A 23,481-nucleotide genomic window follows, 5' to 3' on the forward strand; every position below is an offset into this window, starting at 1 on the left:
GATGCCAGCCAACTAGGACGCGACCTGGCCTATATGGCCGCTACCTTCTTCCCTATGAGTTCACAGCCCGCCGTACCGGGTACGGCTTCAGACCGCCGCCGATGGATCGCGCTCGCCATCGTCATGACCGCGGCCTTCATGGACCTGGTCGACGTCACCATCGTCAATATCGCGATCCCGAGCATCGAGCGGGACCTCGGGGCATCCTTCGGCGCGATCCAGTGGATCACCGCCGGATACGCGCTCGCCTTCGCCGCCGGTCTGATCACGGGCGGCCGGCTCGGTGACATCTACGGCCGCAAGCGGCTGTTCCTGATCGGCATCACCGGCTTCACGCTCGCCTCCGCGCTCTGCGGCTTCGCCGCGAACGAGGAGATGCTGGTCGCCTCCCGCCTGCTGCAGGGCGCGGCCGCCGCGATGATGGTGCCGCAGGTGCTCGCGATCATCCATGTCACCTTCCCGGCGCACGAACGCGGCAAGGTCTTCGGGATGTTCGGCGCGATCATCGGCCTTGGCGCGGTGTCGGGCCCGCTGCTCGGCGCACTGCTGACCCAGTGGAACCTCTTCGGCCTCGAGTGGCGGCCGATCTTCCTGATCAACCTGCCGGTGGGCATCGCCGGACTGATCCTGGGCCGGAAGTTCATCAGCGAGTCCCGCGCTCCGAAGGCGCTCCGGCTCGACCTGGTCGGCGTCGCGCTCGTCACCATCGGTCTGCTGATGCTGATATACCCGCTGACCCGCGGCCGCGAGCTGGGCTGGCCGCTCTGGGGTCATCTGTGCATGGCCGGCAGCCTGGTCGTCTTCGCCGTGTTCGTGGCGTACGAGAAGCACAAGACGCGCAAGGACGGGTCGCCGCTCGTCGAGCTGTCGCTGTTCAAGGTGAAGAGCTTCGCCGCCGGTATCGCCGTGCAGCTCACCTTCGGGATCGCCTGCGGGATCTTCTTCCTGGTCTGGACGCTGTACATGCAGATAGGTCTGGGCTGGAGCCCGCTGCGCGCGGGTCTGACCGGCGTCCCGTTCTCGATCGCGGTCTCGACGGCGGCCGGGATGTCCGTACAGAAGCTGGTGCCCCGCTTCGGCCGGAAGGTGCTGCAGGCGGGCGCGCTGACGATGGCCGCGGGTCTGCTGCTCTACATCTGGGAGGCCGGGCGCTACGGCACCGGGATCCACTCCTGGCAGATGGCGCTGCCGTTGGTGGTCATGGGCGTCGGCATGGGTCTGATCGTGGCGCCGCTGACGGACGCGGTGCTGTCGGACGTGCCGCGCGAGCACTCCGGCTCGGCGTCCGGACTGATCAACACCACCATGCAGATGGGCAATGCGCTGGGGCTGGGACTTGTCTCGGTGGTCTTCTTCGGCTCGATCGACGACAGGATGGCGCCGAGCGCGGTCGGGACGGCGTTCGCGGAGGCGTTCCAGAACTCGCTGTGGTGGGTGGTGGCGGTGCTGGTCGTGATCTTCGCGGTGATGTTCGCGCTGCCGGCGCGACCGAAGCAGCATGTGGAAGGCGCGGAGCCGGACGCTGTCGAGGCCGACGTGGAGCCCGCGCTCGCCCACTGAGGCGGCTGCCTGTGGGAAGTGAGGAGGCCCGGCCCCGAGCACTCTCGGGGCCGGGCCTCCTACGTACGGGTCTGACCTGGAGGTGGCGGGTCAACGCACCCGCGCGCGGAGCTCCATCGCTTCGCGCGCGGTGTGCTCGGCGCAGTACACCTCGCACATATGGCGGCCGTCCGGCGTCGCCGTGTGCTCCACTTCCCACAGGCTCGTCTCGGTGCCGTCGAGCAGCAGGAACGCGTGCTCGTACAGCGTGAAGCCCGCGTCCTTGCCCTCCACCTGGCACTGGCGGCCGAAGGCCTGCGTGATGTGGTGGGCGAAGGCGGCCCGCAGCCGGAGCGCGGTCTCCTCACCCGGCCGGTCGGCGTTCTCCGCGCGGCGCAGCACACGGCGCGCGTGGTCCGCGGAGTTGTCCGGGACGTACATCCGGGGGAGCGGGGCGGGATGAACCGTCATCACACTGGCGAGGAGCTCCAGATCGGCGTCGAGATCCGCGTCACAGACGGCGTCGGGATCGCCGCCCGCGGTCCCGGCGAAGCCCGGGAAACCGGCGGGCAGCCGGGATGCGGCGAGCCGGGCCTCCGACTCCTCGGTGTACAGCTCGTGCTGCTCGTCGCTGTCGCGACCGGTGTTGTGCACCAGCTCCCACAGCACGAGCGAGCTGCCGTCGCTGAGCAGATAGGCATGCCGGTACGTCGCGCGGTGCAGGGCCGCGCTGTGGTGCGAGGAGTGCAGCGAACTGGCGTGCGCCAGCGCCGATCCGAGCCGCTCGACCGTCGCATCCGGCAGGTCGAAGGAGTTGAGCGCACGACCCAGGAGTCGCTCGAGGTGCGTCTCGGTTGTCTCGTACGGATCGTTCAAGGTGGGTCTCCAGGCCGTCGCCGCAAGTCACTTGGTGATTGCTAAACGTAGCGCTTGGGTCTGACAACGCGTCCGGGGTTCGGGAAAACGAGGGGCGTGCGGGAGAAGTTCCCGCGCCCCGGCCAACCGCCTTGTCCCGTACGTCAGTCGATGTCGTACAGGTCCCGGTACGAAGGGAAGAGCCCGCCGGGACCCTCGACGCCCCGGGCCACGAGGACCGCCCGCACGATCGCCCGCGTCACCACGTCCGCGCCCGCAGCGAGCACCTCGTTGAGGGCGAGCGGGCTCGCCGCCTTCAGCGGGACGGCGCCTGTTGCGAGGGTGAAGACGGTGTCCCCGTCGTTGAGGAGATGCACCGGGCGTACGGCGCGGGCGATGCCGTCGTGCGCCGAGCCCGCGAGCTTCTGCGCCTGGGCACGGGTGAGATCGGCGTCGGTGGCGACGACGGCGAGGGTCGTGTTGAGCGGGGGGCGGCCGTTTCTCTCGCGCACCTCGGTGAGCCGGAGCTGGGCCGCGGCGTGCACGTCGGGGCTGGGGTACGCGATGCGGCCGCCGATGTACTGCCCGTACAGCGCGCCCGTCCTCGGATCCACCGCCGAGCCCACGGCGTTCGCCACGACGAGCGCGGCGACGGTGATCCCGGAGTCCAGGACGGTGCTCGCGGTGCCGATCCCGCCCTTGAACTGCCCGACGACCGCGCCCGTGCCCGCGCCGACGCCGCCCTCCTCGACCGGCGCGCCCTCGTCCGTACGGGCTGCTGCTTCGACGGCGGCACGTCCGGTCGCGGCGTCCGGTCTGGCCCGCCAGTCGCCGCCGCGGCCCAGGTCGAAGACGCAGGCGGCGGGGACGACCGGCACGACATGGGACGGGTCGGGGCCCACCCGTACGCCCCGGCCCTGCTCCTCCAGCCATGCCATCACGCCGGCGGCGGAGTCGAGGCCGTAGGCGCTGCCGCCGGTCAGTACGAGCGCCTCGACGCGCTGGACGAGATTGCGCGGGTCGAGAGCGTCGGTCTCCCGGGTGCCGGGGCCGCCGCCCCGTACGTCCACGGCGGCGATCGCGCCGCCGGCGGGGGCGAGGACGACGGTGGTGCCGCTGAGGGCGCGCTCACCGGGCACGCGCGCGTGGCCGACGCGGAGGCCGGTCACGTCCGTCAACCCGCCGGCCGCCTCGTCCGCGAGCCCGCCCGTCCGTGCGTCATGTGTTGCCATGACGCCCATGCGTACCACGGGACTTGGCCCCGCACCCCGGACCTCGGTATGTCGCGGCCGTGGCGTCGGTCACGACCCGGCCGCCGTCCGGGCGGTGAGCGTGACGCCGACCGCGACCGCCGCCGTCGCCACGAGACCGGCCGCGAGGACTGCCCGCTCCCCGGCGAACGTACAGAGCAGAATCGCCGCCGAGGCGGCGGGCAGGATGAGCTGCTGGGCGATCCCCACCTTGAAGTAGCGCGCGTGCAGTGCCCACACCAGCAGCATGAACACGGCGGCGGGGACGGTGACGGCGGCCGACGCTGCGGTGGTGGAGATGTGCGCCTTGCCCACGGCCTGCTCCACCGCCACCTCGATGCCCGCGCCGATCGCGGCGGCCGAGGCAAAGATCCCGTAGTGGCCGTAACCCCACAGGAATCCCTCCTTGTTGGAGGCAAGGCGGTCGTGGGCCGGGACGACGAAGTAGATCCACCAGGCGGCGAAGACGGTCAGGAGCCCGCCCGCGGCGATCGGCAGCACATCGCCCAGGGCGTCGTTCTCGTCGACACCGGACTTCACGGCGACGGTGGCCGCGGCGATGCTCTCGCCGAGCACGATGATGGTGAACAGGCCGTAGCGCTCGGCGATGTGGTGCGGGTGCCAGTTGGTGTGGAAGTCCTTCTCGGCGTACACCGGTACGCACATCTCGGCGATCGCCATGACCAGGAAGATCCAGCCGCGGGCGGACTCGGGCGCGAACAGCAGGGCACTCCAGCCGATCTGACAGACGATCACGCCGCCCGCGTACCGCAGGGCCATGGTCCGCTCGGCGCCGGACGCGGCCCGCGCGACCCTCAGCCACTGCGAGGTCAGCGCGAGGCGCATGACCACATAGCCGAGCCAGACGAGGAGGAAGTCGTGGTCCTGGAAGGCGCGGGAGACGCCGGCCGCGAGGATCAGGACGCCGGCGATCTGGACGAGGGTGACCACGCGGTAGAGGGCGTCGTCGTTGTCGTACGCCGACGCGAACCACGTGAAGTTCATCCACGCCCACCAGATGGCGAAGAAGACCATCACGTAGCTGAGGATGCCGTCCACCGTGTGATGCTCGGCGACGGAGTGCACCAGCTGGACACCGGCCTGGGCGATCGCCACGACGAAGCAGAGGTCGAAGAAGAGCTCGAGGGGGGTTGCGGCGCGGTGCTCCTCGTCGCGCTGCCGGGCGATGAGGGGGCGCAACGGGTTCGACGGATTCGACGGGTTCGGTGGGCTGCCGGCGCGTGGCGTGTCAGTCATGCGCCAAGCACAGCAGAGGGCGGGTGGCGGGCGACCTGGACGCGCGAGGGTGCGGTGGTGGGTGGGGCGTGGGGCGTGGGGCGGGGCGCGGGCGGCTGGTGCCGGCAGTTTGTGCTCCCCACCCCGCCCTCCCCCTACGGCCTGGCGGCCGTGGGAGGTACCCCCATCCCGAAACCGGGGGCGGTGCCCCCGGACCCCCGGACTGTCGGGGCTCCGCCCCGGGCCCCGCGCGGCGGCTTCGCGCCGCGGCCGCAGCCTGCGGACCAACGGTCCCTTGGCCTGCGGCCACCCGCCTCCTTGGGGCGGTGCCCCCGGACCGCCGGGCTGTCGGGGCTCCGCCCCGGGCCCCGCGCGGCGGCTTCGCGCCGCAGCCGCAGGCTGCGAGCCTGTGGCCGTCTCCCGGGGCGGTGGCCCCGGGAGAGGGATCCGCCCCCCGGGCCCGCGCGGCGGCTTCGCGCCGCGGGCTCCCGGCCCGCGCCCCACCCGTGGCCCGCACCCGTCCCTGCCCGCCGTACCCTGGACGCATGAGCACCGCCCCCGCCCCCGGACCGCGTGATGCGAAGCAGCCGCGGCAGCATGCCCCGAAGCCGAAGCTGATCTTTGACGATCCGCTGGACCAGCAGTCCTCGGACGATACGGACCGTGGGTGGGGCGAGCGGCCTCTCGCGGGTGGCGACAGCGCATCCGATCTCGCGCGCTTCCTCGACGAGAAGCCGCCCCACCACATCTGAGCCGTCGCTACTGGTCGCGCCCCGAGCCCCGCTGGGCCACCAACGCGTCGCGGATCTCCTTCAGTACTTCGAGCTCGGTCAGCTCGACGACTTCCTTCGCGCCTTCCTTGGCCGCCTCCCGGTCCGCCCGCCTCGCCAGGTACTTGGCCATGGGCAGGACCATCAGGAAGTAGACGACGGTCGCGGTGATCAGGAAGGTCAGCGCGGCGCTGAGCACCGAGCCCCACATGATCGGAATGCCGCTGGTGGCCTCGCCGGTCTTGGGGTCGGTCACACACGGACTCTTCAGGCAGTAGGTGTACTTGGTGAGGTCCTTCGTGCCGAATGCCCCGACCAGCGGGCTGATGACGCCCTTCACCACGGAGTTCACGATCTGGGTGAACGCCGCGCCGATGACCACTGCGACGGCCAGGTCGATCACATTGCCGCGCATCAGGAAGGCCTTGAAGCCCTCCAGGACGCTGACCTTCTTCTCGCTCACCACTGATCCTCTCTTCGTATGTGCAGGACACGGAATCAAACGCTCCGAAACCTACGTCAGCGCCTGACCACGCTGTCCAGTCCGGGTATACGAGGAGATTGCCTGACGATTCGTCAGTAGAAGTCAGCACACCGTCACCGCCAGCCGGGAGGTCGCCCCCGCGCCCGCCAGCGCCGCTGCGATGGCACGCGGAACGGACAGCACCACCAGCGCGCCGCCGTCCCCAACCGGCTCCCGAGCCATGGGTACTTGGGTGACCCGCGCCCCCGACGCCACCACTCGCGCCTTTGAGGCTTCCCCGGCGGGGGAGTCGGCGGCGGCGATCACGTCGACCCGGTCTCCCGGGCGCAGCAGCCGGACCGTCGCGGCGTCCGCGATGCGCACCGGAGCGGACACCATCTCGGCGGCGGGCCGACGCTCGCGCTGCACCGCCGTGGGCGCCCCGGCTTCCGCGCCGTCCGCCCCACGCGCACCCGAAGCGGCAAGCGCCGCCGCCGTCATGGCGAGACCGGCCGCCAGCGCGCGCCGTCGCCGGCGCATTGCCCGCCGCAGCCGGTGGGCCCCGCCGCGCACCCGCACTGGCGTGAAGGGCGGCACACCAAGAGGTTCAGGCGCGGGAGAAGAAGGGAGGGGAGGGAGGGGAGGGAGGGGAGGGAGGAGCGACATGACACGCACCGCCTGTCGTGAGGAGTGGAGCCGGACCAAGCACTCCTCACGATCCACCATCCGCCCGCATCCCGCCGACGCCTGTGGACGACCCCCGCCTTGTGGACAACTCCCCCACCCTGGCGGGCGATTACGGCAGCTCGATCCCCGGATCGATGCCGCCCAGCGCCCTCCGGCACAGACAGTCCCGCGCTCCGTCCGCCGGCAGCCCGGCCACCGCGTCGAAGAGCACCGTACGCAGCCGGTCCACATTGGCGGCGAAGACCTTCAGCACCTCCTCGTGGGAGACGCCCTCGCCCGATTCGGCCCCCGCGTCCAGGTCCGTCACCAGGGTCATCGACGTGTAGCAGAGCTCCAGCTCACGGGCGAGCATCGCCTCCGGATGTCCGGTCATGCCGATCACCGACCAGCCCATCGCCGCGTACCAGCGCGACTCCGCCCGCGTCGAGAAACGCGGCCCTTCGACCACCACCAGCGTCCCGCCGTCCACCGGCTCCCAGTCGCGCCCGCGCGCGGCGGCGAGCGCGGCCTTGCGCCCCTTGGGGCAGTAGGGATCGGCCGGCGACACGTGCACCACGTTCGGAATGCTCCCGTCCGGGAGCGGCAGCCCGTCGAAATACGTCTGCGCCCGCGTCTGCGTACGGTCCACGAACTGATCCGGTACGAGCAGCGTCCCCGGCCCGTACTCCGGCCGCAGCCCGCCCACCGCGCACGGCCCCAGCACCTGTCGTACGCCCACAGACCTCAGCGCCCACAGATTGGCGCGGTAGTTGATGCGGTGCGGCGGCAGATGGTGGCCGCGTCCGTGCCGGGGCAGGAAGGCGACCCGTCGCCCGGCGATCTCGCCGAGGAACAGCGAGTCGCTGGGCGGGCCGTAAGGCGTCTCCACCTGGATCTCGGTGACGTCGTCGAGGAAGGAGTAGAAGCCCGAGCCGCCGATCACACCGATCTCGGCGGCGTCCGACAGTGCGTTCGCGTTGGTCGCCATGGCGATCACAGTATCGGGACGCAAAAATGCCGAGGACCCCGCCGTACGAAACGACAGGGTCCTGCAGAGGCAGAGGTCAAGCAGCCAAGATCAAGCAGCCGAGTTCAAGCAACCGAGTTCAAGCAACCGAGTTCAAGCAACCGAGTTCAAGCAACCGAGTTCAAGCAACCGAGTTCAAGCAACCGAGTTCAAGCAACCGAGTTCAAGCGGACGTCAGGCGGCCGAGCTGCTGCTGCCGCTCGACGAGGACGTGCTCGACGAAGACGAAGAAGACGACGAAGAAGACGACGAAGAAGACGAGGTCGACGTCGCGGGCTTCGAGTCCGACGACTTCGCGCTCGTGGACGAGGCCGACGACGCGGGCGCGCTGCTCGACGACGACCCACGGCTGTCATTGCGGTAGAAGCCGGAGCCCTTGAAGACAATGCCGACCGCCGAGAACACCTTCTTCAGGCGTCCGTCGCAGCTCGGGCACACGGTCAGAGCGTCATCGGTGAACTTCTGCACCGCCTCGAGGCCCTCGCCGCATTCGGTGCACTGGTACTGGTACGTAGGCACTGTGTCTTCCTCCTGGCACTCTCACTCTATGAGTGCTAACGACGGTCCATAGTGACGTATTCCGCTGGATCAGTCCACCGTCACGGGCACGCGGTGACCCATGCCACGTGCCGCGATCCGCCCCGAAGCCCTCGGCGAGAGCCGCGAGCGCAGGGCCAGCAGGGTGGTCAGCGCCAGCGCGGTGCCGACCAGCGGGACCGCGAATCCGGCGCTCGCGCCGTTCTCGTCGGCCAACCGTCCGGCGACCGTCACGGCCGCTGCCTGGCCCAGCGCCACCGCGCCCGTCAGCCAGGTGAAGGCCTCGGTGCGTGCCGAGGCGGGCACCAGCGACTCCACCAGGGTGTAGCCGCTGATCAGGGCAGGTGCGATGCAGAGGCCGACCAGCAGCCCAAGACCCGCCAGGAGTGCCACCGAGTGCACCGTCCAGAGCGCGGAGGCCGCCAGTGTGAGCCCGGCGTAGCCGAGCACCAGCCGCCGCCGCGGTCCGCTCTTCCACGCGATCGCGCCGCACGCGATGCCCGCCAGCATGTTGCCGGCCGCGAAGATTCCGTACAGCAGACCGTTGGCCCCGGGGTTGCCGATCTCCTCGGCGAAGGCGGTCAGCGAGACCTGCATTCCACCGAAGACCGAGCCGATGCCGAGGAAGGCCACGGCCAGCACCCGGACGCCGGGGACGGAGAGGGCGGACACGTGCGGCCGGTCGGCCGTCGCGGCGGGCCGTACCGCGGGCTGCGTACGGCTCTGGGCCGCGAAGAACAGGCCGCCGGCCAGCGTCAGTCCGGCCTCGGCGATCAGTCCGGCCGCCGGGTGGACGCCCGTGGCCAGCGCGGTCGCGAGCACCGGCCCGACGACAAAGGTGAACTCGTCCGTCACGGACTCGAAAGCCGCCGCCGTAGACATCAGCGGCGAGCCTTCCAGCTTGGCGGCCCAGCGGGCGCGCACCATCGGGCCGATCTGCGGTACGGACGCACCCGTCGGGACGGCCGCGGCGAACAGCGCCCACAGGGGCGCGTGCGCCAGCGCGAGCGCGATCAGAGCGGCGCCGGAAGCGGCGTGCACCAGCACGCCCGGCAGCAGTACGGCCTGCTGTCCGAAGCGGTCGGCGAGTTTGCCGCTCTGCGGTGCGAACAGGGCCATGGACACGCCGGTGACGGCGGCGACCGCGCCTGCGCTGCCGTACGAACCGGTGGTGTGCTGGACCAGCAGGACGATGCCGATGGTCAGCATCGCGAAGGGCTGGCGCGCCAGGAAGCCGGGAAGCAGGAATGTCCAGGCGCCCGGGGTGCGCAGAAGCTGCCCGTAGCCAGGACGGTTCTCGACCGTGGATGCCACGGTCCGTGCCTTTCTGCCGCCTGGTAGCGCTCCCCTGGGTGTACGGGAGCCGCCGAGAGCTGTCCTCTTGCGCGGATCTGCGGTAGATACCGGGGCCTACTGCGAGGGCTCCGCGGCCGCCATACGGTCGCGCCAGCTCTGCGTCAGGCAGAGTTGGTCGATCAGTGTGCCTTCATGGTACAGGGAGTCTCGCGATCGTCCCTGGGAAATGGGTCACACAGTCACCGATCCGCCTGCGATTAACCGGATCTTCTTCCGTGACTTCCGTGGCCCGGGCGGTTTCCGGATTCCGTGACTTCCGGGGCCCGCGCGGTTTCCGGCCGCGTTCCGAGGCTCAAGAGGGCTCACGCCGCGCCGCTTCATGCGGTCCCGCCGACGCCCCCGTTTCCACCCGTCCCCAGCCAGTCCGCCAGCTTTCCGCCCTGACCGACGGCCCGCAGCCGCCGCTCCGCCGCGTCCCGCACCGGATCCGTCGCCACCACCAGCAGCTCGTCGCCCCGCCGCAGCACGGTCGTCGGCAGCGGTACGAAGCTCTTCCTGTCCCGTACGACCAGGGTGACCGCCGACCCCGGGGGCAGCCGCAGCTCCGCGACCTCCACTCCGTGCATCTTCGACTCGTCGGGGATCGCCACCGAGAGCAGATGTCCGCGCAGCCGCTCCAGTGGCGCCGACTCGATGCCCAGGTCGGCGGCCTCCGAACGGTCGCCGAGCCGCAGTGCCTTCGCCACCCAGGGCAGCGTCGGTCCCTGCACCAGGGTGTAGACGACGACCAGGACGAAGACGATGTTGAAGACCCGGTCGCTGCCCTCGATGCCGTACACCATCGGGATGGTGGCGAGAATGATGGGCACGGCGCCGCGCAGGCCCGCCCACGACATCAGTACCTGCTCCTGCCAGGGAATGCGGAAGGGCAGCAGACTGACGAACACTTCCAGCGGCCGCGCCACCACGGTAAGCACCAGGCCCACGACCACGGCCGGCAGGATGTCGTCGCCGAGTTCGTGCGGGGTCACCAGCAGGCCGAGCAGGACGAACATGCCGATCTGTGCGATCCAGCCGAGCCCTTCGGCGAATCCGCGGTTCGCGGGCGCGTGCGGGAGCTTGGAGTTCCCGAGCACCATCGAGGCGAGATAGACGGCGAGGAAGCCACTGCCGTGCGCCATGGCGCCGGCGGCGTACGCGACCACCGCGATCGCCATCACCGCGATGGGATACAGCCCCGATGCGGGCAGCGCCACATGCCGCAGCCCGTAGGCGCCCAGCCAGCCTGCCGCGAGTCCGATTGCCGCACCGATCAGCAGCTCCAGCGCGATCTTCCCGATCAGTACGTACCAGTCGTCGATGGGTCCGGCTGTCGAGAAGGCCACCACCAGGATCACCACGGGGGCGTCGTTGAAGCCCGACTCGGCCTCCAGCACACCGGTCACCCGGGACGGCAGCGGCACCCTGCGCAGTACGGAGAAGACCGCGGCGGCGTCCGTCGACGAGACGACCGCACCGATGATGAGCGCCTGCCGCCACTCAAGTCCGACCAGATAATGAGCTCCTGCGGCCGTGATGCCCACGCTCACCGCGACGCCGACGGTCGACAGTGCGACCGCCGCGGGCAACGCGGGTTTGACCTGCTTCCACTTGGTGCCAAGTCCACCCTCGGCCAGGATCACGACAAGCGCGGCATAGCCGATCACCTGCGTCAGCACCGCGTCGTTGAACTGGACGTGGAAGATGCCGTCCTGACCGATCGCGACCCCTATACCGAGATACAGGAGCAGGCTGGGAAGCCCGCTGCGGGAGGAGATCCGCACGGCCGCGACGGCGATGAGCAGAACGAGCGAGCAGATGAGCAGGAGTTCATTGAGCCGGTGGACAGTCAGTGGCCGATCCTTCCCCTCGCGCCTACGTGCCGGATCGTTCTTCCGGCGGGCGACACATCGTTACCTTACCTAATCTTTAACATTTCCTTGCCGTGGTAGATCATTTGTGCGAGCCGTGAGGTCCGGGGACCGGCTTACGGATACCGCGTCAGGGCCGGTGGAACGCTGCGCCTATGGTTGCTCCAGCACTCCAGGACCAGCCTGCGCCTCGAAGGACAGCGATGCCCGCCAACACAACCGCCTCTTCCCCCAAGAAGAAGAAGGGGCGACGCGCCCGCCTGCTCGTGTTCTTCCTGGTGCTGGCGCTTGTCGCGGGTGTCGGATACGGCACGTACTGGAGCATCAGCACGGTGCGCGCCTCGTATCCCCAGACCAACGGGACGATCAAACTCGCGGGCCTCAAGGGCCAGGTCGAGGTCAGGCGCGACAGCTTCGGCATTCCGCAGATCTATGCGGACAGTGACGAAGACCTGTTCCGCGCCCAGGGCTTCGTCCAGGCGCAGGACCGCTTCTGGGAGATGGACGTCCGCCGCCATATGACGGCCGGCCGACTCTCCGAGATGTTCGGCTCCGGACAGGTCGAGACGGACGCCTTCCTGCGTACCCTCGGCTGGCGCCAGGTTGCCGAGCGGGAGTACGAGACCAAGCTCTCGCCGGACACCAAGAAGTACCTCCAGGCTTACGCGGAGGGCGTCAACGCCTATCTCAAGGGCAAGGACGGCAAGGAACTCTCCGTCGAGTACGCGGCCCTGTCCTTCGCGAACGACTACAAGCCCGAACAGTGGACTCCGGTTGACTCGGTGGCCTGGCTCAAGGCGATGGCCTGGGACCTGCGCGGCAATATGCAGGACGAGATCGACCGCTCGCTGCTGACCAGCAGGCTCACCGAGAAGAAGATCAAGGACCTCTACCCGGAGTATCCGTACGACAGGAACAAGCCGATCGTGCAGGAGGGCGGGATCAGTCCCGCCACCGGGAAGTTCGATCCGGACGCCAAGCCGTCCGATGTGTCGGGCAACGGCGGACAGGGCAGCGCGGCAGGCGCGGCCCAGGGTCTGAACTCCCAGCTCGCCGCGCTCTCGAAGACGCTGGACACGATCCCGTCGCTGCTGGGCCCGAGCGGCAGCGGCATCGGCTCCAACTCCTGGGTCGTCTCCGGCAGGTACACGACGACCGACAAGCCGCTGCTGGCCAATGACCCGCATCTCGCGCCGCAGCTGCCCTCCGTCTGGTACCAGATGGGGCTGCACTGCCGTACGGTCTCCCCCTCCTGCCAGTACGACACCGCCGGCTACACCTTCTCCGGCACGCCGGGCGTGATAATCGGTCACAACCAGAACATCGCCTGGGGCTTCACCAACCTCGGCGCGGACGTCACCGACCTCTACCTGGAGAAGCTGTCCGGCGACAGCTACGAGGTGGGCGGCGAAGAGAAGAAGCTGACCACCCGCAAGGAGGTCATCAAGGTCGCGGGCGAGTCCAGCAAGACGATCACGGTCCGCTCCACCGGGCACGGACCGCTGGTCTCCGACCGCAGCAGTGAGCTGGAGAAGGTGGGCCAGCAGGCCCCCGTGTCCAATGCCGCCCCCGATCGCGGCGCCGGATACGCGGTCGCGCTGCAGTGGACCGCGCTCCAGCCCGGCAGGTCCATGGACGCGGTCTTCGAGCTCAACCGCGCCAAGGACTTCAAGTCCTTCCGCGCGGCCGCCAAGAACTTCGAGGTCCCCTCGCAGAACCTTGTCTACGCCGACGCCGAGGGCCACATCGGCTACCAGGCCCCGGGCACGATCCCGGTGCGCGCCAAGGGCGACGGCTCGGTCCCCGCGCCCGGCTGGGACCCCGCGTACAAGTGGAAGGGCTTCGTCCCCTTCGATGAGCTGCCGTACGAGTTCGATCCCGAACGCGGCTACATCGTCACCGCCAACCAGGCGGTCGTGGACGCCAAGAAGTATCGGTATCTGCTCACCAAGGACTACGGCTACGGCACCCGCAGCCAGCGGATCAACGACCTCATCGAGTCGAAGATCCAGGGCGGCGGCAAGATCTCGACCGAAGACATGCGCACCATGCAGATGGACAACAGCAGCGAGATCGCCAAGCTGCTGACGCCGTATCTGCTGAAGATCGACATTTCGGACCCGTACGTCCGTGAGGCGCAGAAGCTGCTGGAGGGCTGGGACTACACCCAGGAGCCGGACTCCGGCGCGGCCGCGTACTTCAACGCGGTCTGGCGCAATGTCCTCAAGCTCGCCTTCGGCAACAAGCTGCCCAAGGAGCTGCGGGTGGAGGGCGAGTGCCTGAACGTCCGCCCGGCCGACAGCTCGGCCCCGGACGACGAGCTCAGCGAGCGGGTGCGCGAGTGCGGTCAGCGCGACACGGAATCGGCGCAGCCGGACGGCGGTGACCGCTGGTTCGAGGTCGTACGCAGGATCCTCAAGGACGAGAAGAACGAGTGGTGGCGGGCGCCGGCCGGCCGTACGGAGAAGGCGGCGACCAACCGTGACCAGCTGCTCGCCCGGGCCATGGATGACGCCCGCTGGGAGCTGACCGCCAAGCTCGGCAAGGACGCCTCCAGCTGGAGCTGGGGCAGGCTGCACCAGCTGACGCTGAAGAACCAGACGCTCGGCACCGATGGTCCCGGCTTCCTGCAGTTCGTGCTCAACCGCGGCCCGTGGAATCTGGGCGGCGGCGAGGCGGCGGTCAATGCGGCCGGCTGGAACGCCGCGGGCGGATACGGCGTGATCTGGGTGCCGTCGATGCGGATGGTCGTCAACGTCGGCGACTGGGACAAGTCCCGCTGGATCAATCTGAGCGGTGCCTCGGGGCATGCGTACAGCGCGCACTACACCGACCAGACCGACAAGTGGGCCAAGGGTGAACTCCTCGACTGGGCCTACGGCGAGCAGGCGGTGAAGGCGAAGACCGTCGACACCCTCAAGCTCACGCCGTAAAGCGTCTGATCGACTCGGGTGTGACCACCGCGTGCACGGGGTGGTCGTGCGGCTCCTGCGGGACCCGCTCGACCACCTCGTTCGCGTACAGCAGCACCACCAGCGCCGGGTCGGCGCCGGCCGCCGTCAGGCGGGCGAGCACCCGGTCGTACGAGCCGCCCCCGCGGCCGAGACGCATACCGCGCGAGTCCACCGCGAGCCCCGGGAGGAGTACGGCATCCGCTTCGATCACTGCGTCCACGCCGAGCCGCTCGCCGTCAGGCTCCAGCAGGCCGCGGCCGGCGCGCACCAGATGCTCCGGGCCCTCGTACACGCCCCAATCCAGATCGTTGTCCGGCTTCAGGACCGGCAGCAGGACGCGTACGCCCCGCGCGCGCAGCGCGTCGAGCAGCGCGCGCGTGCCGGGCTCGCGCCCGACCGAGACATATGCCGCGACCGTGCCTGCTTCGGTCAATTCCGCAAGGTCCAGGGCCTGTCGGGCGAGAACCGCGGCGGCCGCTTCGACGTCTTCAGCTGACATCAGGCCCCGGGCCGCGAGGAGTTCGCGTCGTACCGCACTCTTTCCGGACAAGTCTCCACACATCGTGCGTTCACAAACCTCTCGTATACGCCTTTATGAGAAGGAAGTTAACCGGAGGCTCATCTTCAGCCCATAGTCACCGGATATGGTGATCCGCATGACTCAGTCGCACCCCAGGATCAGCAAGGCTGTCATCCCCGCCGCAGGCCTCGGCACCCGGTTCCTGCCGGCCACGAAAGCCACTCCCAAAGAGATGCTGCCTGTGGTCGACAAGCCCGCGATCCAGTACGTCGTCGAAGAGGCGGTCTCGGCCGGGCTCTCCGACGTGCTCATGATCACGGGCCGCAACAAGCGCCCGCTCGAGGACCACTTCGACCGCAATTACGAGCTGGAGGAGGCGCTCAAGAGCAAGGGCGACGCCGGCCGGCTCGCGAAGGTCCAGGAGTCGAGTGACCTCGCCACCATGCACTACGTCCGCCAGGGCGACCCGCGCGGCCTCGGCCACGCCGTCCTGTGCGCCGCCCCGCACGTCGGCGACCAGCCCTTCGCGGTCCTCCTCGGCGACGACCTGATCGACCCGCGCGACCCGCTGCTCGCCCGTATGGTCGAGATCCAGGAGCGAGAGGGCGGCAGCGTCATCGCGCTGATGGAGGTCGACCCCGCCCAGATCCATATGTACGGCTGCGCGGCCGTCGAGGCCACCGGCGAGTCCGACGTGGTCAGGGTGACCAAGCTGGTCGAGAAGCCCGACCCGGCCGAGGCTCCGAGCAATCTCGCCATCATCGGCCGCTATGTCCTGAACCCGGCCGTCTTCGAGATACTTCGCCAGACCGAGCCGGGCCGCGGCAACGAGATCCAGCTGACCGACGCCCTGGAGAAGCTCGCCGAGGACGAGAAGGTGGGCGGCCCGGTGCACGGGGTGATCTTCAAGGGCCGCCGGTATGACACAGGCGACCGCGGGGACTATCTGCGGGCAATTGTCAGACTCGCGTGCGAACGTGAAGACCTGGGCCCGGAGTTCCGGTCCTGGCTTCGCAGTTATGTGACCGAGGAGATGTAACACCGTGAGCAGCACGATCTGGTCGGTGGACGACCATCTGGAGGACATCCTCGGCGCGATCCGCCCGCTCGATCCGATCGAGCTGCAGTTGCCCGACGCCCAGGGCTGCGTCCTGGTCGAGGACGTCACCGTGCCGGTCGCGCTGCCGCCCTTCGACAACAGCTCCATGGACGGTTACGCGGTCCGCACCGCCGACGTCGCGGGCGCCAGCGAGGAGTTCCCCGCGGTCCTCACGGTGATCGGCGATGTGGCGGCAGGCAGCGGCGGACTGCCCACGGTCGGACCGGGCGAGGCCGCCCGCATCATGACCGGCGCCCCGCTGCCGCCCGGCGCCGAGGCGGTCGTCCCGGTCGAGTGGACCGACGGCGGCACCGGCGAGGGAGCGGCCACCACGATGCGTCCGGCGGGCGAGACCCCTCAGGGCGCGAGCGGTGAGGTCCGCGTCCACCGCCCGGTCGAGGCCCGCGCCCATGTGCGCTCGCGCGGCAGCGACGTCCAGGCGGGTGACCTGGCGCTGGAGTCGGGCACGGTGCTCGGCCCGCCCCAGATCGGCCTGCTCGCCGCCATCGGCCGCGGCACCGTGCGGGTGCGGCCGCGGCCGCGCGTCGTCGTGCTCTCCACCGGCAGCGAACTGGTCCAGCCCGGCGAGAGATTGGCCGAGGGGCAGATCTACGACTCCAACAGCTTCGCGCTGTGCGCCGCAGCGCGCGACGCGGGCGCTCTGTCCTACCGGGTCGGCGCGGTCACCGACGATGCGGAGATCCTGCGCGCCACCATTGAGGACCAGCTGATCCGCGCCGATCTGCTGGTCACCACCGGCGGCGTCAGCGTCGGTGCGTACGACGTTGTCAAGGAAGCGCTCTCCTCGGTGGGTGACGAGGACGTGCCGGGCAGCGGGGTCGACTTCCGCAAGCTCGCCATGCAGCCCGGCAAGCCGCAGGGCTTCGGCTCGATCGGCCCGGAGCACACGCCGCTGCTGGCCCTGCCGGGCAATCCCGTCTCCTCGTACGTCTCCTTCGAGCTGTTCGTACGACCCGCGATCAGGGCCCTGATGGGGCTGAAGGACGTCCACCGCCCGAAGGTGCGGGCGGCGCTGAAGGCCGACAAGGCGCTGTCGTCGCCCGAGGGCAAGCGGCAGTTCCTGCGCGGTGCGTACGACTCCAGGTCGGGCACCGTCTCCCCGGTCGGCGGCTCCGGCTCCCATCTGATCGCCGCCCTCGCCCATGCCGACTGCCTGATCGTCGTCCCGGAGACGGACACCTCGGTGGAGCCCGGCGCGGAGGTGGAAGTGGTCCTCCTCCGCTGACCTGCTTACGGTGGCGGTACCGTGTCTGCCCACACAGGCCCCGCAGGGCCCTGACCGGGAGCGCCACAGCGATGAGTACCCAAGGCAGGCTGACGCACATCGACGAGGCGGGGGCGGCCCGTATGGTCGACGTCTCGGGAAAGGACGTCACCGCACGCACCGCCCGCGCCAGTGGCCGGGTGCTGGTCTCTGCGCAGGTCGTGGAGCTGCTGCGGGGTGAGGGCGTCCCCAAGGGCGATGCGCTCGCCACGGCCCGGATCGCGGGCATCATGGGCGCCAAGCGCACCCCCGATCTGATCCCGCTCTGCCACCCGCTCGCCGTATCCGGCGTCACGCTGGATCTGTCGGTCGCCGACGACGCCGTGGAGATCACCGCCACGGTGAAGACCACCGACCGTACGGGTGTCGAGATGGAGGCCCTGACCGCGGTCTCGGTCGCCGCCCTCACCGTCGTGGACATGGTGAAGGCCGTCGACAAGGGCGCGGTGATCACCGACATCCGGGTCGAGGAGAAGACGGGCGGCAAGTCCGGCGACTGGAGCCGGTCATGAACCCGCCGCGCGCCGGTGAGGTCTACAGCCACAGCCACGGCCACGGGCCGGGACCCGAAGCGGCCCGGCGGGCCCTGGTCGTGACCGCGTCCAACCGCGCCGCCGCCGGTGTGTACGAGGACAAGGGCGGCCCGATCCTCGCCGAGGGTCTTGCCGCGCTGGGCTTCCAGGTGGACGGCCCGCGCGTGGTCCCGGACGGCGATCCGGTCGAGCAGGCCCTGCGCGAGGGGGTGGCCGCCGCGTACGACGTCATCCTCACCACCGGCGGCACCGGTATCTCACCCACCGACAGGACGCCCGAGGTCACCCGCAGCGTCCTGGACCACGAGATCCCCGGCATCCCCGAGGCGATCCGCGCGTACGGACGCGAGAAGGTGCCCGCGGCCGCGCTGTCCCGGGGGCTCGCCGGAGTCGCCGGCCGCACCCTGATCGTCAACCTCCCCGGTTCCACCGGCGGGGTGCGCGACGGCCTCGCCGTACTGGAGCAGTTGCTGGTGCACGCCGTGGACCAGATCCGCGGCGGCGACCACCCAAGACCCGCCGGGAGCCCGAGCTGAACGCCTCCTGGCCCGTGGTCCTGGCGGACGGCGACGTGGTCCTCCGCCCCATAAAGCTGCGCGATCAGCGCAACTGGCGCGAGGTCAACCGGCGCAACCGGGACTGGCTCAGGCCCTGGGAGGCGACCGTTCCGCCGCCCGCGCCCGGCGCCCCGAACACCCAGCGCCCCACCTACCGGCAAATGGTCCGCCATCTGCGCCTCGAGGCCAACGCGGGCCGGATGCTGCCCTTCGTCATCGAGTACCAGGGCCGTCTGGTCGGCCAGTTGACGGTCGCCGGGATCACCTGGGGCTCGATGTGCTCGGGCCATGTCGGCTACTGGGTGGACCGGGAGGTCGCGGGCCGCGGGGTGATGCCGACCGCCGTCGCGCTCGCCGTCGACCACTGTTTCCGTGTCGTCGGACTCCACCGCATCGAGGTCTGCATTCGGCCCGAGAACGGCCCCAGTCGCCGCGTCGTGGAGAAACTCGGATTCCGCGAAGAGGGACTGCGCCCGCGTTATCTCCACATCGACGGCGCGTGGCGGGACCATCTGGTGTTCGCACTCACCTCCGAAGAGGTGCCCGAAGGACTGCTCCGCCGCTGGCACCAGGCACGACCCGGAAGGCACCGGGAAATAAAATAAATGTTCGAAATTACTCGCTGTCGACCATGCGCTGATCTGAACAATCGCAAAAAAAGTCCGTGATATCAGCCAGATCGTGCGACACACCGGGCCAATTGGCGGATGCCCTTGCGAGAACACCTCTACCGTGTGAAGCGTGAGCAGCAGCGGCCTCATCTACGCAGTCATCGTCGGGGCCTGGGCCGCCTACTTGGTGCCGATGTGGCTCCGCAGGCAGGACGAGCTCAATGAAGCCCGTCCGACGGAACGCTTCTCCACCGCCATCCGGCTGCTGTCCGGACGCGGTGCAATGGAGCGCCGATACGCCAAGGAGCTGCGGGAGCGCAACGCGGAGCAGGGCGAGCCCGACGTGGACCCGGATGCCGCCACGGACCGTTTGAGTTCCGTGGACGTCCGGGCCTTCGCCGCGCCCCCGGCCCGTACCGAAGCCCGGATGGACGTACCGGCCCGCCCGGTGCCGGACCAGGCCCCGCAGGCCCGCCCGGCCGCGGATCCGGCGGCACAGGCCCGGTCCGTGCCCGCGCAGGGGCGTCCGGACCCCACGCGGCGTCCGCGCCCCCGGCCGGGCGGCCCCGCCGCCGAGCGCGCCCGGCGCAGCAAGGTGCTGGCCCGCCGCAGACGCACCACCGTGGTCCTCTTCCTCGCGTTCACGCTGGGCGCGATCGTGGCCGCGGTCGGCGGACTGGGCTTCCTATGGGCCCCGGGCGTCCCGGCCATACTGCTCAGCGCGTACATCGTGCATCTGCGCGCCAAGGAGCGACGGCGCTTCGTGTTCACCATGGACCGGCGCCGGGCGGAGGCCGCGGCGCAGCGGCTGCGCGAGAACCGGCCCCGCCGGCCCCAGGCCACGGCCGCCTCGGCCGCCGACCCCGACGAGGAGCCCGAGGCGGGACCCGAGCCCGAACCATCCCCCACGCTCTCCCCGCAGGAGGCAGGCCGGCGCGCGCTCGTCGAGCAGACGGACCACGCGGAGTGGGTCGACCAGCAGCGCGAGCGCGGACCGGCGCGCGGCGACAGCTGGGAGCCGGTCCCGGTCCCGCTGCCGACGTACGTCACGGCGCCCGTCGCCCCGCGGGCGACGGGCGGAGTCGAGGTCGGCGACCCGGAGACCTGGAGCGCGGCCCGCTCGTCGACGGCCGAGCCGACTTCGGCGCCGGCCCCGGCGGCCGAACCGCCGCGTCAGCGGCAGGCTCCGTCGCGCCGCACGCGCGAGCGCGGTCGCACGCCGCTTTTCGACCAGTACGCGGACGAGGACCGGCCGCGCGCCGCCAACGAGTGAGCGTGCGACCAGGGCGTGACCAGCGAGGGAACGGATTTCCAAGCACCCCGACGGGGATGCTAGAGTTTCACTCGTTGCAAGGGCCTGTGGCGCAGTCTGGTAGCGCACCTCGTTCGCATCGAGGGGGTCTGGGGTTCAAATCCCCACAGGTCCACAACAAGGGCCGTTCGCGGGTTAGCCCACGAACTGTTCACGAGATCCCGGTCAGACGGTCACCGTCTGACCGGGATCTCGGCGTTTGAGCTCCTACTTGTGTGAAAGTCAGCCTGCCGGGCCGCTGGGAAGCGCGGCGGTCCGCGTCGGAACGGACCGGGAGTTGGGATGCGGACATGCCGCGGGGACCGCAGGCGTGGAGGCAGGCTCCTGCGGTCTCGCGGCGTGTCGATCTTCAATTACGGGATGGGTGACGGCTCAGGGGCTGCGGCTAAGACTTCGAGGGCGGGGCATGGCCGTCTCATCGGCCGCCGGGTAGGGCGGGAGGACATCGCCCGGCTCGAGGTCAAGACCGGTGATGGGACTCTTCCTGCTGGCCGCGAGGTACTGCTCGATCTCCTTGATGTTGTGGACCATGACGGTGATGGCGGACAAAAGAGCCTGGGCGACACGCCCGCGAGGCTGACGCCTCTCACGGGCGTGCAAGGCGGAGTCGACGGACTTCAGCCGTCCGTTGCCGCCCTCGATGTGGGCGCGGAGCGTCTGGTAAGCCAGGGCCCAGGAAGGCGTCTGCCAGGGCAGTTCTTGCCGCATACGGGGCATGACATGTGCTTGCACCGTGACGGAGGACTGGCGACAGCACTTGGGGCGTTCGCCGAGGGGAAGTTCGGGGGGCTCGACGCTTGGCCGGGCAGCGGGATGCGCAGCACGCTCCCTGTGGACGTCGAGGTTGATGGCGACTGGCACAGGCCCCTTCCTCTTCGGTGCGACGCGGCCCTCACGCTCTTGCGCCCAGGGGCAGTTGAGTTTGGTGACGGGGCAGGCGTATCGCTCGGTGCCGCGGTCGTCGAGGGTGTCCTTGCGGGTGAGTGTGTACGGCTCGATCTCCTGCAGCTGCTCTCGCAGCGGGATGCGCTCACGCTCGTTCTTGGCGCTTCGGATCTGCTGGTAGAGGTCGAGCAGCCGGCGCGGGGTGAGGGGACAGAACAGTCGGCCCACTTTGGCGATGGCGCCCTGGTGGTAATGCTCGGCCTGATCGGCGACCTGGGCCTTGGTGAAGTCGAGAACTGGCATGTAGCCGAGGGCACGCATCGGTTGATGGAAGTTCTCAGGGAAGAGCTTCGTGTATGCACGGTCGGCCGCCGTGAAGCCGCGGAGCTCGGTGAGCTGAGCCAGGACAGCGCTGACGTAGTGGGCATGACGACCCATGTCTTTCTCGGGCGTGTGCAGCACCATCCCGAGGATGAGCTGCGGGTAACGGCCGGCCCGGTCCGGATCGGCGTGCGCCGCGATGGCCAGGGTGGCGCTGTAGCCGAACTCCCGATCGCCGCCACCCTTGTAGTGCCAGTTGGCGCTCGCCTCCAGCGCGGAGCGCTTGCGTGTATGGGGGCGGGCCCAAGTCGGCACGCAGGTGGTGTCAATCGCTGTGTCGCCACGCCAGTGGCGCATAACACCTTTGGCAAAGGCGGTGCGGACCGGGGCAGTGACCAGCCGGTTGGCGAGTTCTTCCAGGCCACGGAGGGCTTGCTGTCCGCGTTCACCGTTCCACTGCGCGGCGACTTTGAGGCCTGCAGCTCTGGGAAGCCGGCTGCGGCGCTGGTGCGGTGCTGCGTCCAGCAGGCGGTTCATGCGGGTCCAGGCGCGGTGGAAGCGGTTGTACAGCGCGTTAACCGAGTCCTGGTCTTCGATGTCGCAGGTGGGGATGGAGAGTTCGGCGCGCAGTTGCTCACTGGTGCCGAACGTGATGATCTCGAAGGCGTCGTCGAGATTGCTGCTGGTTCTCTCGTAGCTTGCGCAGACCAGACCAAGCAGAACGAGACGGATGGGGTAGCCGGGCGGGCCGGGCAGTCCTGCAAACTGTGCCTCGACCATGTCCACGACGCCGCTCTGCTGGAGGGTGCGACGAAGCTTCTTAACCTTGCTGTCAGGCATCTCGGACGGCTCGTGTGAACGCGGGTAGGGGCGGCGGGGACGGCCGTTGCCAGGTTGATAGCGGGGGTCGTCGGCGGGAGTTCTCATGCCGAGCCACGCAGCATGCGGGTGGTGGCCGCGGTGGTGAGCGGGGGGACCGATGCCCGGTAGGGGGCCAGTGCGGCTGTCGACTTCATGCCTGCCGCCGCAGCGATGACATCTTCCGGGGCGCGCTGGCGCAGCAGCTCGACAATCCAGGTGCTTCGCAGGCGGGCCAGCTTCAGATTGGGAAGTCCGGAAGTGCCCTTAAGCGTCCGCTTCGCCCAGTTGGACACACCATTCTTCGGGTCGGCGACCTGGCGTTGGGGCAGGAACAGGTACCCGTCGCCAACGGTGCGAGCCCGCGCGGCGAGGTCTTCCTCCCACATCGCCCGGCAGACCACCAGCCGGTCGCTGCCTGGCACTGCTACGACCACCGCCTCGGACGGCAGTACGGTGATGTCGGTGCCGCGGGTAGCCAGCACCTCTCGGCGTGCCAGCCCGCAGCCGGCACCGAGGGCCAGCAGCGCCAGGGCACTGCCGCCGAGGGCGGATGTAGAAGGCAGACCGCGGGCCCACATCAGGTAGCGGGCGAGTTCCGGCGGGGTATAGGGGGCGGCGCGCTGCCGCTTGGCGCTCATCCGGGGTGTGGGCTGCTGCCCGTACTCCAGCCACAGCAGAGCCTCGCGGATACGCAGCAGGATGCTCCGGTACGTCTGGATGGAACTGCCTTCGAGTTTCGTCCGCGCCAGCAGATAACGCGTCATCACCTCTGGCGCCAGCCAGGCCAGCGGGTCGCGGGCAATGCCGACGCGCTCGGCGTACATGGCCAGACCGGAGAGCGCCAGCATCACTTTCGGGACTGGATATGGGACGGAATCGCAGGTCGCGGCGGCCACCATGCGAACGCCATCGGCGACCAAGGGCCACTCGGATGGCTTTTCCAACGGCTGGTAGCCGAGGATCGCGCCGCTCATAGCCGTCTCCAAAGGAACAC

At 69.7% G+C, this 23,481-nt stretch carries 21 protein-coding genes and 1 tRNA gene; 10 read left to right on the top strand and 12 right to left on the bottom strand.

Features of this window, described 5'->3' with window-relative positions; translation table 11 throughout:
• Positions 1-54: 54 nt before the first annotated feature.
• Positions 55-1,560 carry an MFS transporter gene (locus tag OG729_RS22775; protein WP_405807891.1) on the top strand — a complete coding sequence of 502 codons (1,506 nt, stop codon included), beginning with the start codon at positions 55-57 and terminating at the stop codon, positions 1,558-1,560.
• A 90-nt stretch (positions 1,561-1,650) separates the two neighbouring features.
• Here the strand turns inward: OG729_RS22775 and OG729_RS22780 are convergent, their stop codons facing one another.
• From OG729_RS22780 to OG729_RS22790, 3 genes are all read right to left on the bottom strand, one after another.
• Positions 1,651-2,415, bottom strand: a complete 765-nt coding sequence (locus OG729_RS22780) for a DUF6227 family protein (protein ID WP_360867422.1) — start codon at positions 2,413-2,415, stop codon at positions 1,651-1,653.
• A 143-nt stretch (positions 2,416-2,558) separates the two neighbouring features.
• Positions 2,559-3,626, bottom strand: a complete 1,068-nt coding sequence (locus tag OG729_RS22785; protein ID WP_405807892.1) for a P1 family peptidase — start codon at positions 3,624-3,626, stop codon at positions 2,559-2,561.
• Positions 3,627-3,695: 69 nt separating this feature from the next.
• Complete coding sequence (locus tag OG729_RS22790) at positions 3,696-4,901, bottom strand: low temperature requirement protein A (protein ID WP_405807893.1); 1,206 nt, start codon at positions 4,899-4,901, stop codon at positions 3,696-3,698.
• Between the two features lie 524 nt (positions 4,902-5,425).
• Here OG729_RS22790 and OG729_RS22795 point away from each other — a divergent pair.
• On the top strand, positions 5,426-5,632 hold the full coding sequence (locus OG729_RS22795) for a hypothetical protein (RefSeq protein WP_405807894.1): 207 nt from the start codon (positions 5,426-5,428) through the stop codon (positions 5,630-5,632).
• Between the two features lie 7 nt (positions 5,633-5,639).
• Here OG729_RS22795 and mscL read toward each other — a convergent pair whose 3' ends face one another.
• The 6 genes from mscL to OG729_RS22825 all read right to left on the bottom strand — a co-directional run bounded on the left by mscL (position 5,640) and on the right by OG729_RS22825 (position 11,531).
• A complete protein-coding gene (gene mscL, locus OG729_RS22800; protein WP_405807895.1) occupies positions 5,640-6,113 on the bottom strand; it encodes a large conductance mechanosensitive channel protein MscL in 474 nt (157 codons plus the stop codon).
• A gap of 123 nt (positions 6,114-6,236) precedes the next feature.
• Positions 6,237-6,710, bottom strand: a complete 474-nt coding sequence (locus OG729_RS22805; protein ID WP_405807896.1) for a hypothetical protein — start codon at positions 6,708-6,710, stop codon at positions 6,237-6,239.
• 199 nt (positions 6,711-6,909) lie between these two features.
• Complete coding sequence (locus OG729_RS22810; RefSeq protein ID WP_360882559.1) at positions 6,910-7,767, bottom strand: S-methyl-5'-thioadenosine phosphorylase; 858 nt, start codon at positions 7,765-7,767, stop codon at positions 6,910-6,912.
• Between the two features lie 213 nt (positions 7,768-7,980).
• Positions 7,981-8,325 carry an FmdB family zinc ribbon protein gene (locus OG729_RS22815; protein WP_405807897.1) on the bottom strand — a complete coding sequence of 115 codons (345 nt, stop codon included), beginning with the start codon at positions 8,323-8,325 and terminating at the stop codon, positions 7,981-7,983.
• Between the two features lie 69 nt (positions 8,326-8,394).
• Complete coding sequence (locus OG729_RS22820) at positions 8,395-9,657, bottom strand: MFS transporter (RefSeq protein WP_405807898.1); 1,263 nt, start codon at positions 9,655-9,657, stop codon at positions 8,395-8,397.
• Positions 9,658-10,016: 359 nt separating this feature from the next.
• Positions 10,017-11,531 carry a potassium/proton antiporter gene (locus OG729_RS22825; RefSeq protein ID WP_405811240.1) on the bottom strand — a complete coding sequence of 505 codons (1,515 nt, stop codon included), beginning with the start codon at positions 11,529-11,531 and terminating at the stop codon, positions 10,017-10,019.
• Positions 11,532-11,752: 221 nt separating this feature from the next.
• Here OG729_RS22825 and OG729_RS22830 point away from each other — a divergent pair, with 221 nt between their 5' ends.
• Positions 11,753-14,482, top strand: a complete 2,730-nt coding sequence (locus tag OG729_RS22830; protein WP_405807899.1) for a penicillin acylase family protein — start codon at positions 11,753-11,755, stop codon at positions 14,480-14,482.
• On the opposite strand, the gene OG729_RS22835 is transcribed toward OG729_RS22830, so the two are convergent.
• Positions 14,472-15,065 carry a 5-formyltetrahydrofolate cyclo-ligase gene (locus OG729_RS22835; protein ID WP_360882547.1) on the bottom strand — a complete coding sequence of 198 codons (594 nt, stop codon included), beginning with the start codon at positions 15,063-15,065 and terminating at the stop codon, positions 14,472-14,474. The genes OG729_RS22830 and OG729_RS22835 overlap by 11 nt on opposite strands.
• Before the next feature lie 94 nt (positions 15,066-15,159).
• Between OG729_RS22835 and galU the strand changes: the two genes are divergently transcribed.
• From galU to OG729_RS22870, 7 genes are all read left to right on the top strand, one after another.
• Entirely contained in the window at positions 15,160-16,062 is a 903-nt protein-coding gene (galU, locus tag OG729_RS22840) for a UTP--glucose-1-phosphate uridylyltransferase GalU (protein ID WP_360882544.1), read from the top strand.
• Positions 16,063-16,066: 4 nt separating this feature from the next.
• Positions 16,067-17,368, top strand: a complete 1,302-nt coding sequence (gene glp / locus OG729_RS22845; protein WP_405807900.1) for a gephyrin-like molybdotransferase Glp — start codon at positions 16,067-16,069, stop codon at positions 17,366-17,368.
• 71 nt (positions 17,369-17,439) lie between these two features.
• Positions 17,440-17,919, top strand: a complete 480-nt coding sequence (moaC, locus tag OG729_RS22850; RefSeq protein WP_360882538.1) for a cyclic pyranopterin monophosphate synthase MoaC — start codon at positions 17,440-17,442, stop codon at positions 17,917-17,919.
• Complete coding sequence (locus tag OG729_RS22855) at positions 17,916-18,476, top strand: MogA/MoaB family molybdenum cofactor biosynthesis protein (protein ID WP_360882535.1); 561 nt, start codon at positions 17,916-17,918, stop codon at positions 18,474-18,476. Before moaC ends, OG729_RS22855 begins: the two co-directional genes overlap by 4 nt.
• Positions 18,477-18,490: 14 nt before the next feature.
• Positions 18,491-19,102 (top strand): GNAT family protein, encoded by a 612-nt coding sequence (locus OG729_RS22860; protein ID WP_360882532.1) that lies wholly within the window; start codon positions 18,491-18,493, stop codon positions 19,100-19,102.
• Between the two features lie 136 nt (positions 19,103-19,238).
• Complete coding sequence (gene glpR, locus OG729_RS22865; RefSeq protein WP_405807901.1) at positions 19,239-20,381, top strand: gephyrin-like molybdotransferase receptor GlpR; 1,143 nt, start codon at positions 19,239-19,241, stop codon at positions 20,379-20,381.
• A gap of 80 nt (positions 20,382-20,461) precedes the next feature.
• Positions 20,462-20,535 (top strand) — tRNA-Ala (locus OG729_RS22870).
• A gap of 257 nt (positions 20,536-20,792) precedes the next feature.
• On the opposite strand, the gene OG729_RS22875 is transcribed toward OG729_RS22870, so the two are convergent.
• Both OG729_RS22875 and OG729_RS22880 read right to left on the bottom strand, forming a co-directional pair.
• The gene (locus tag OG729_RS22875) at positions 20,793-22,466 is read right to left on the bottom strand and encodes a hypothetical protein (protein ID WP_405807902.1); all 1,674 of its coding nucleotides are present in this window, start codon (positions 22,464-22,466) and stop codon (positions 20,793-20,795) included.
• Positions 22,467-22,549: 83 nt separating this feature from the next.
• On the bottom strand, positions 22,550-23,461 hold the full coding sequence (locus OG729_RS22880; RefSeq protein WP_405807903.1) for a hypothetical protein: 912 nt from the start codon (positions 23,459-23,461) through the stop codon (positions 22,550-22,552).
• Positions 23,462-23,481 lie beyond the last annotated feature (20 nt).

The sequence above is a fragment of the Streptomyces sp. NBC_00210 genome (genome assembly GCF_045160975.1).
GTDB lineage: Bacteria > Actinomycetota > Actinomycetes > Streptomycetales > Streptomycetaceae > Streptomyces.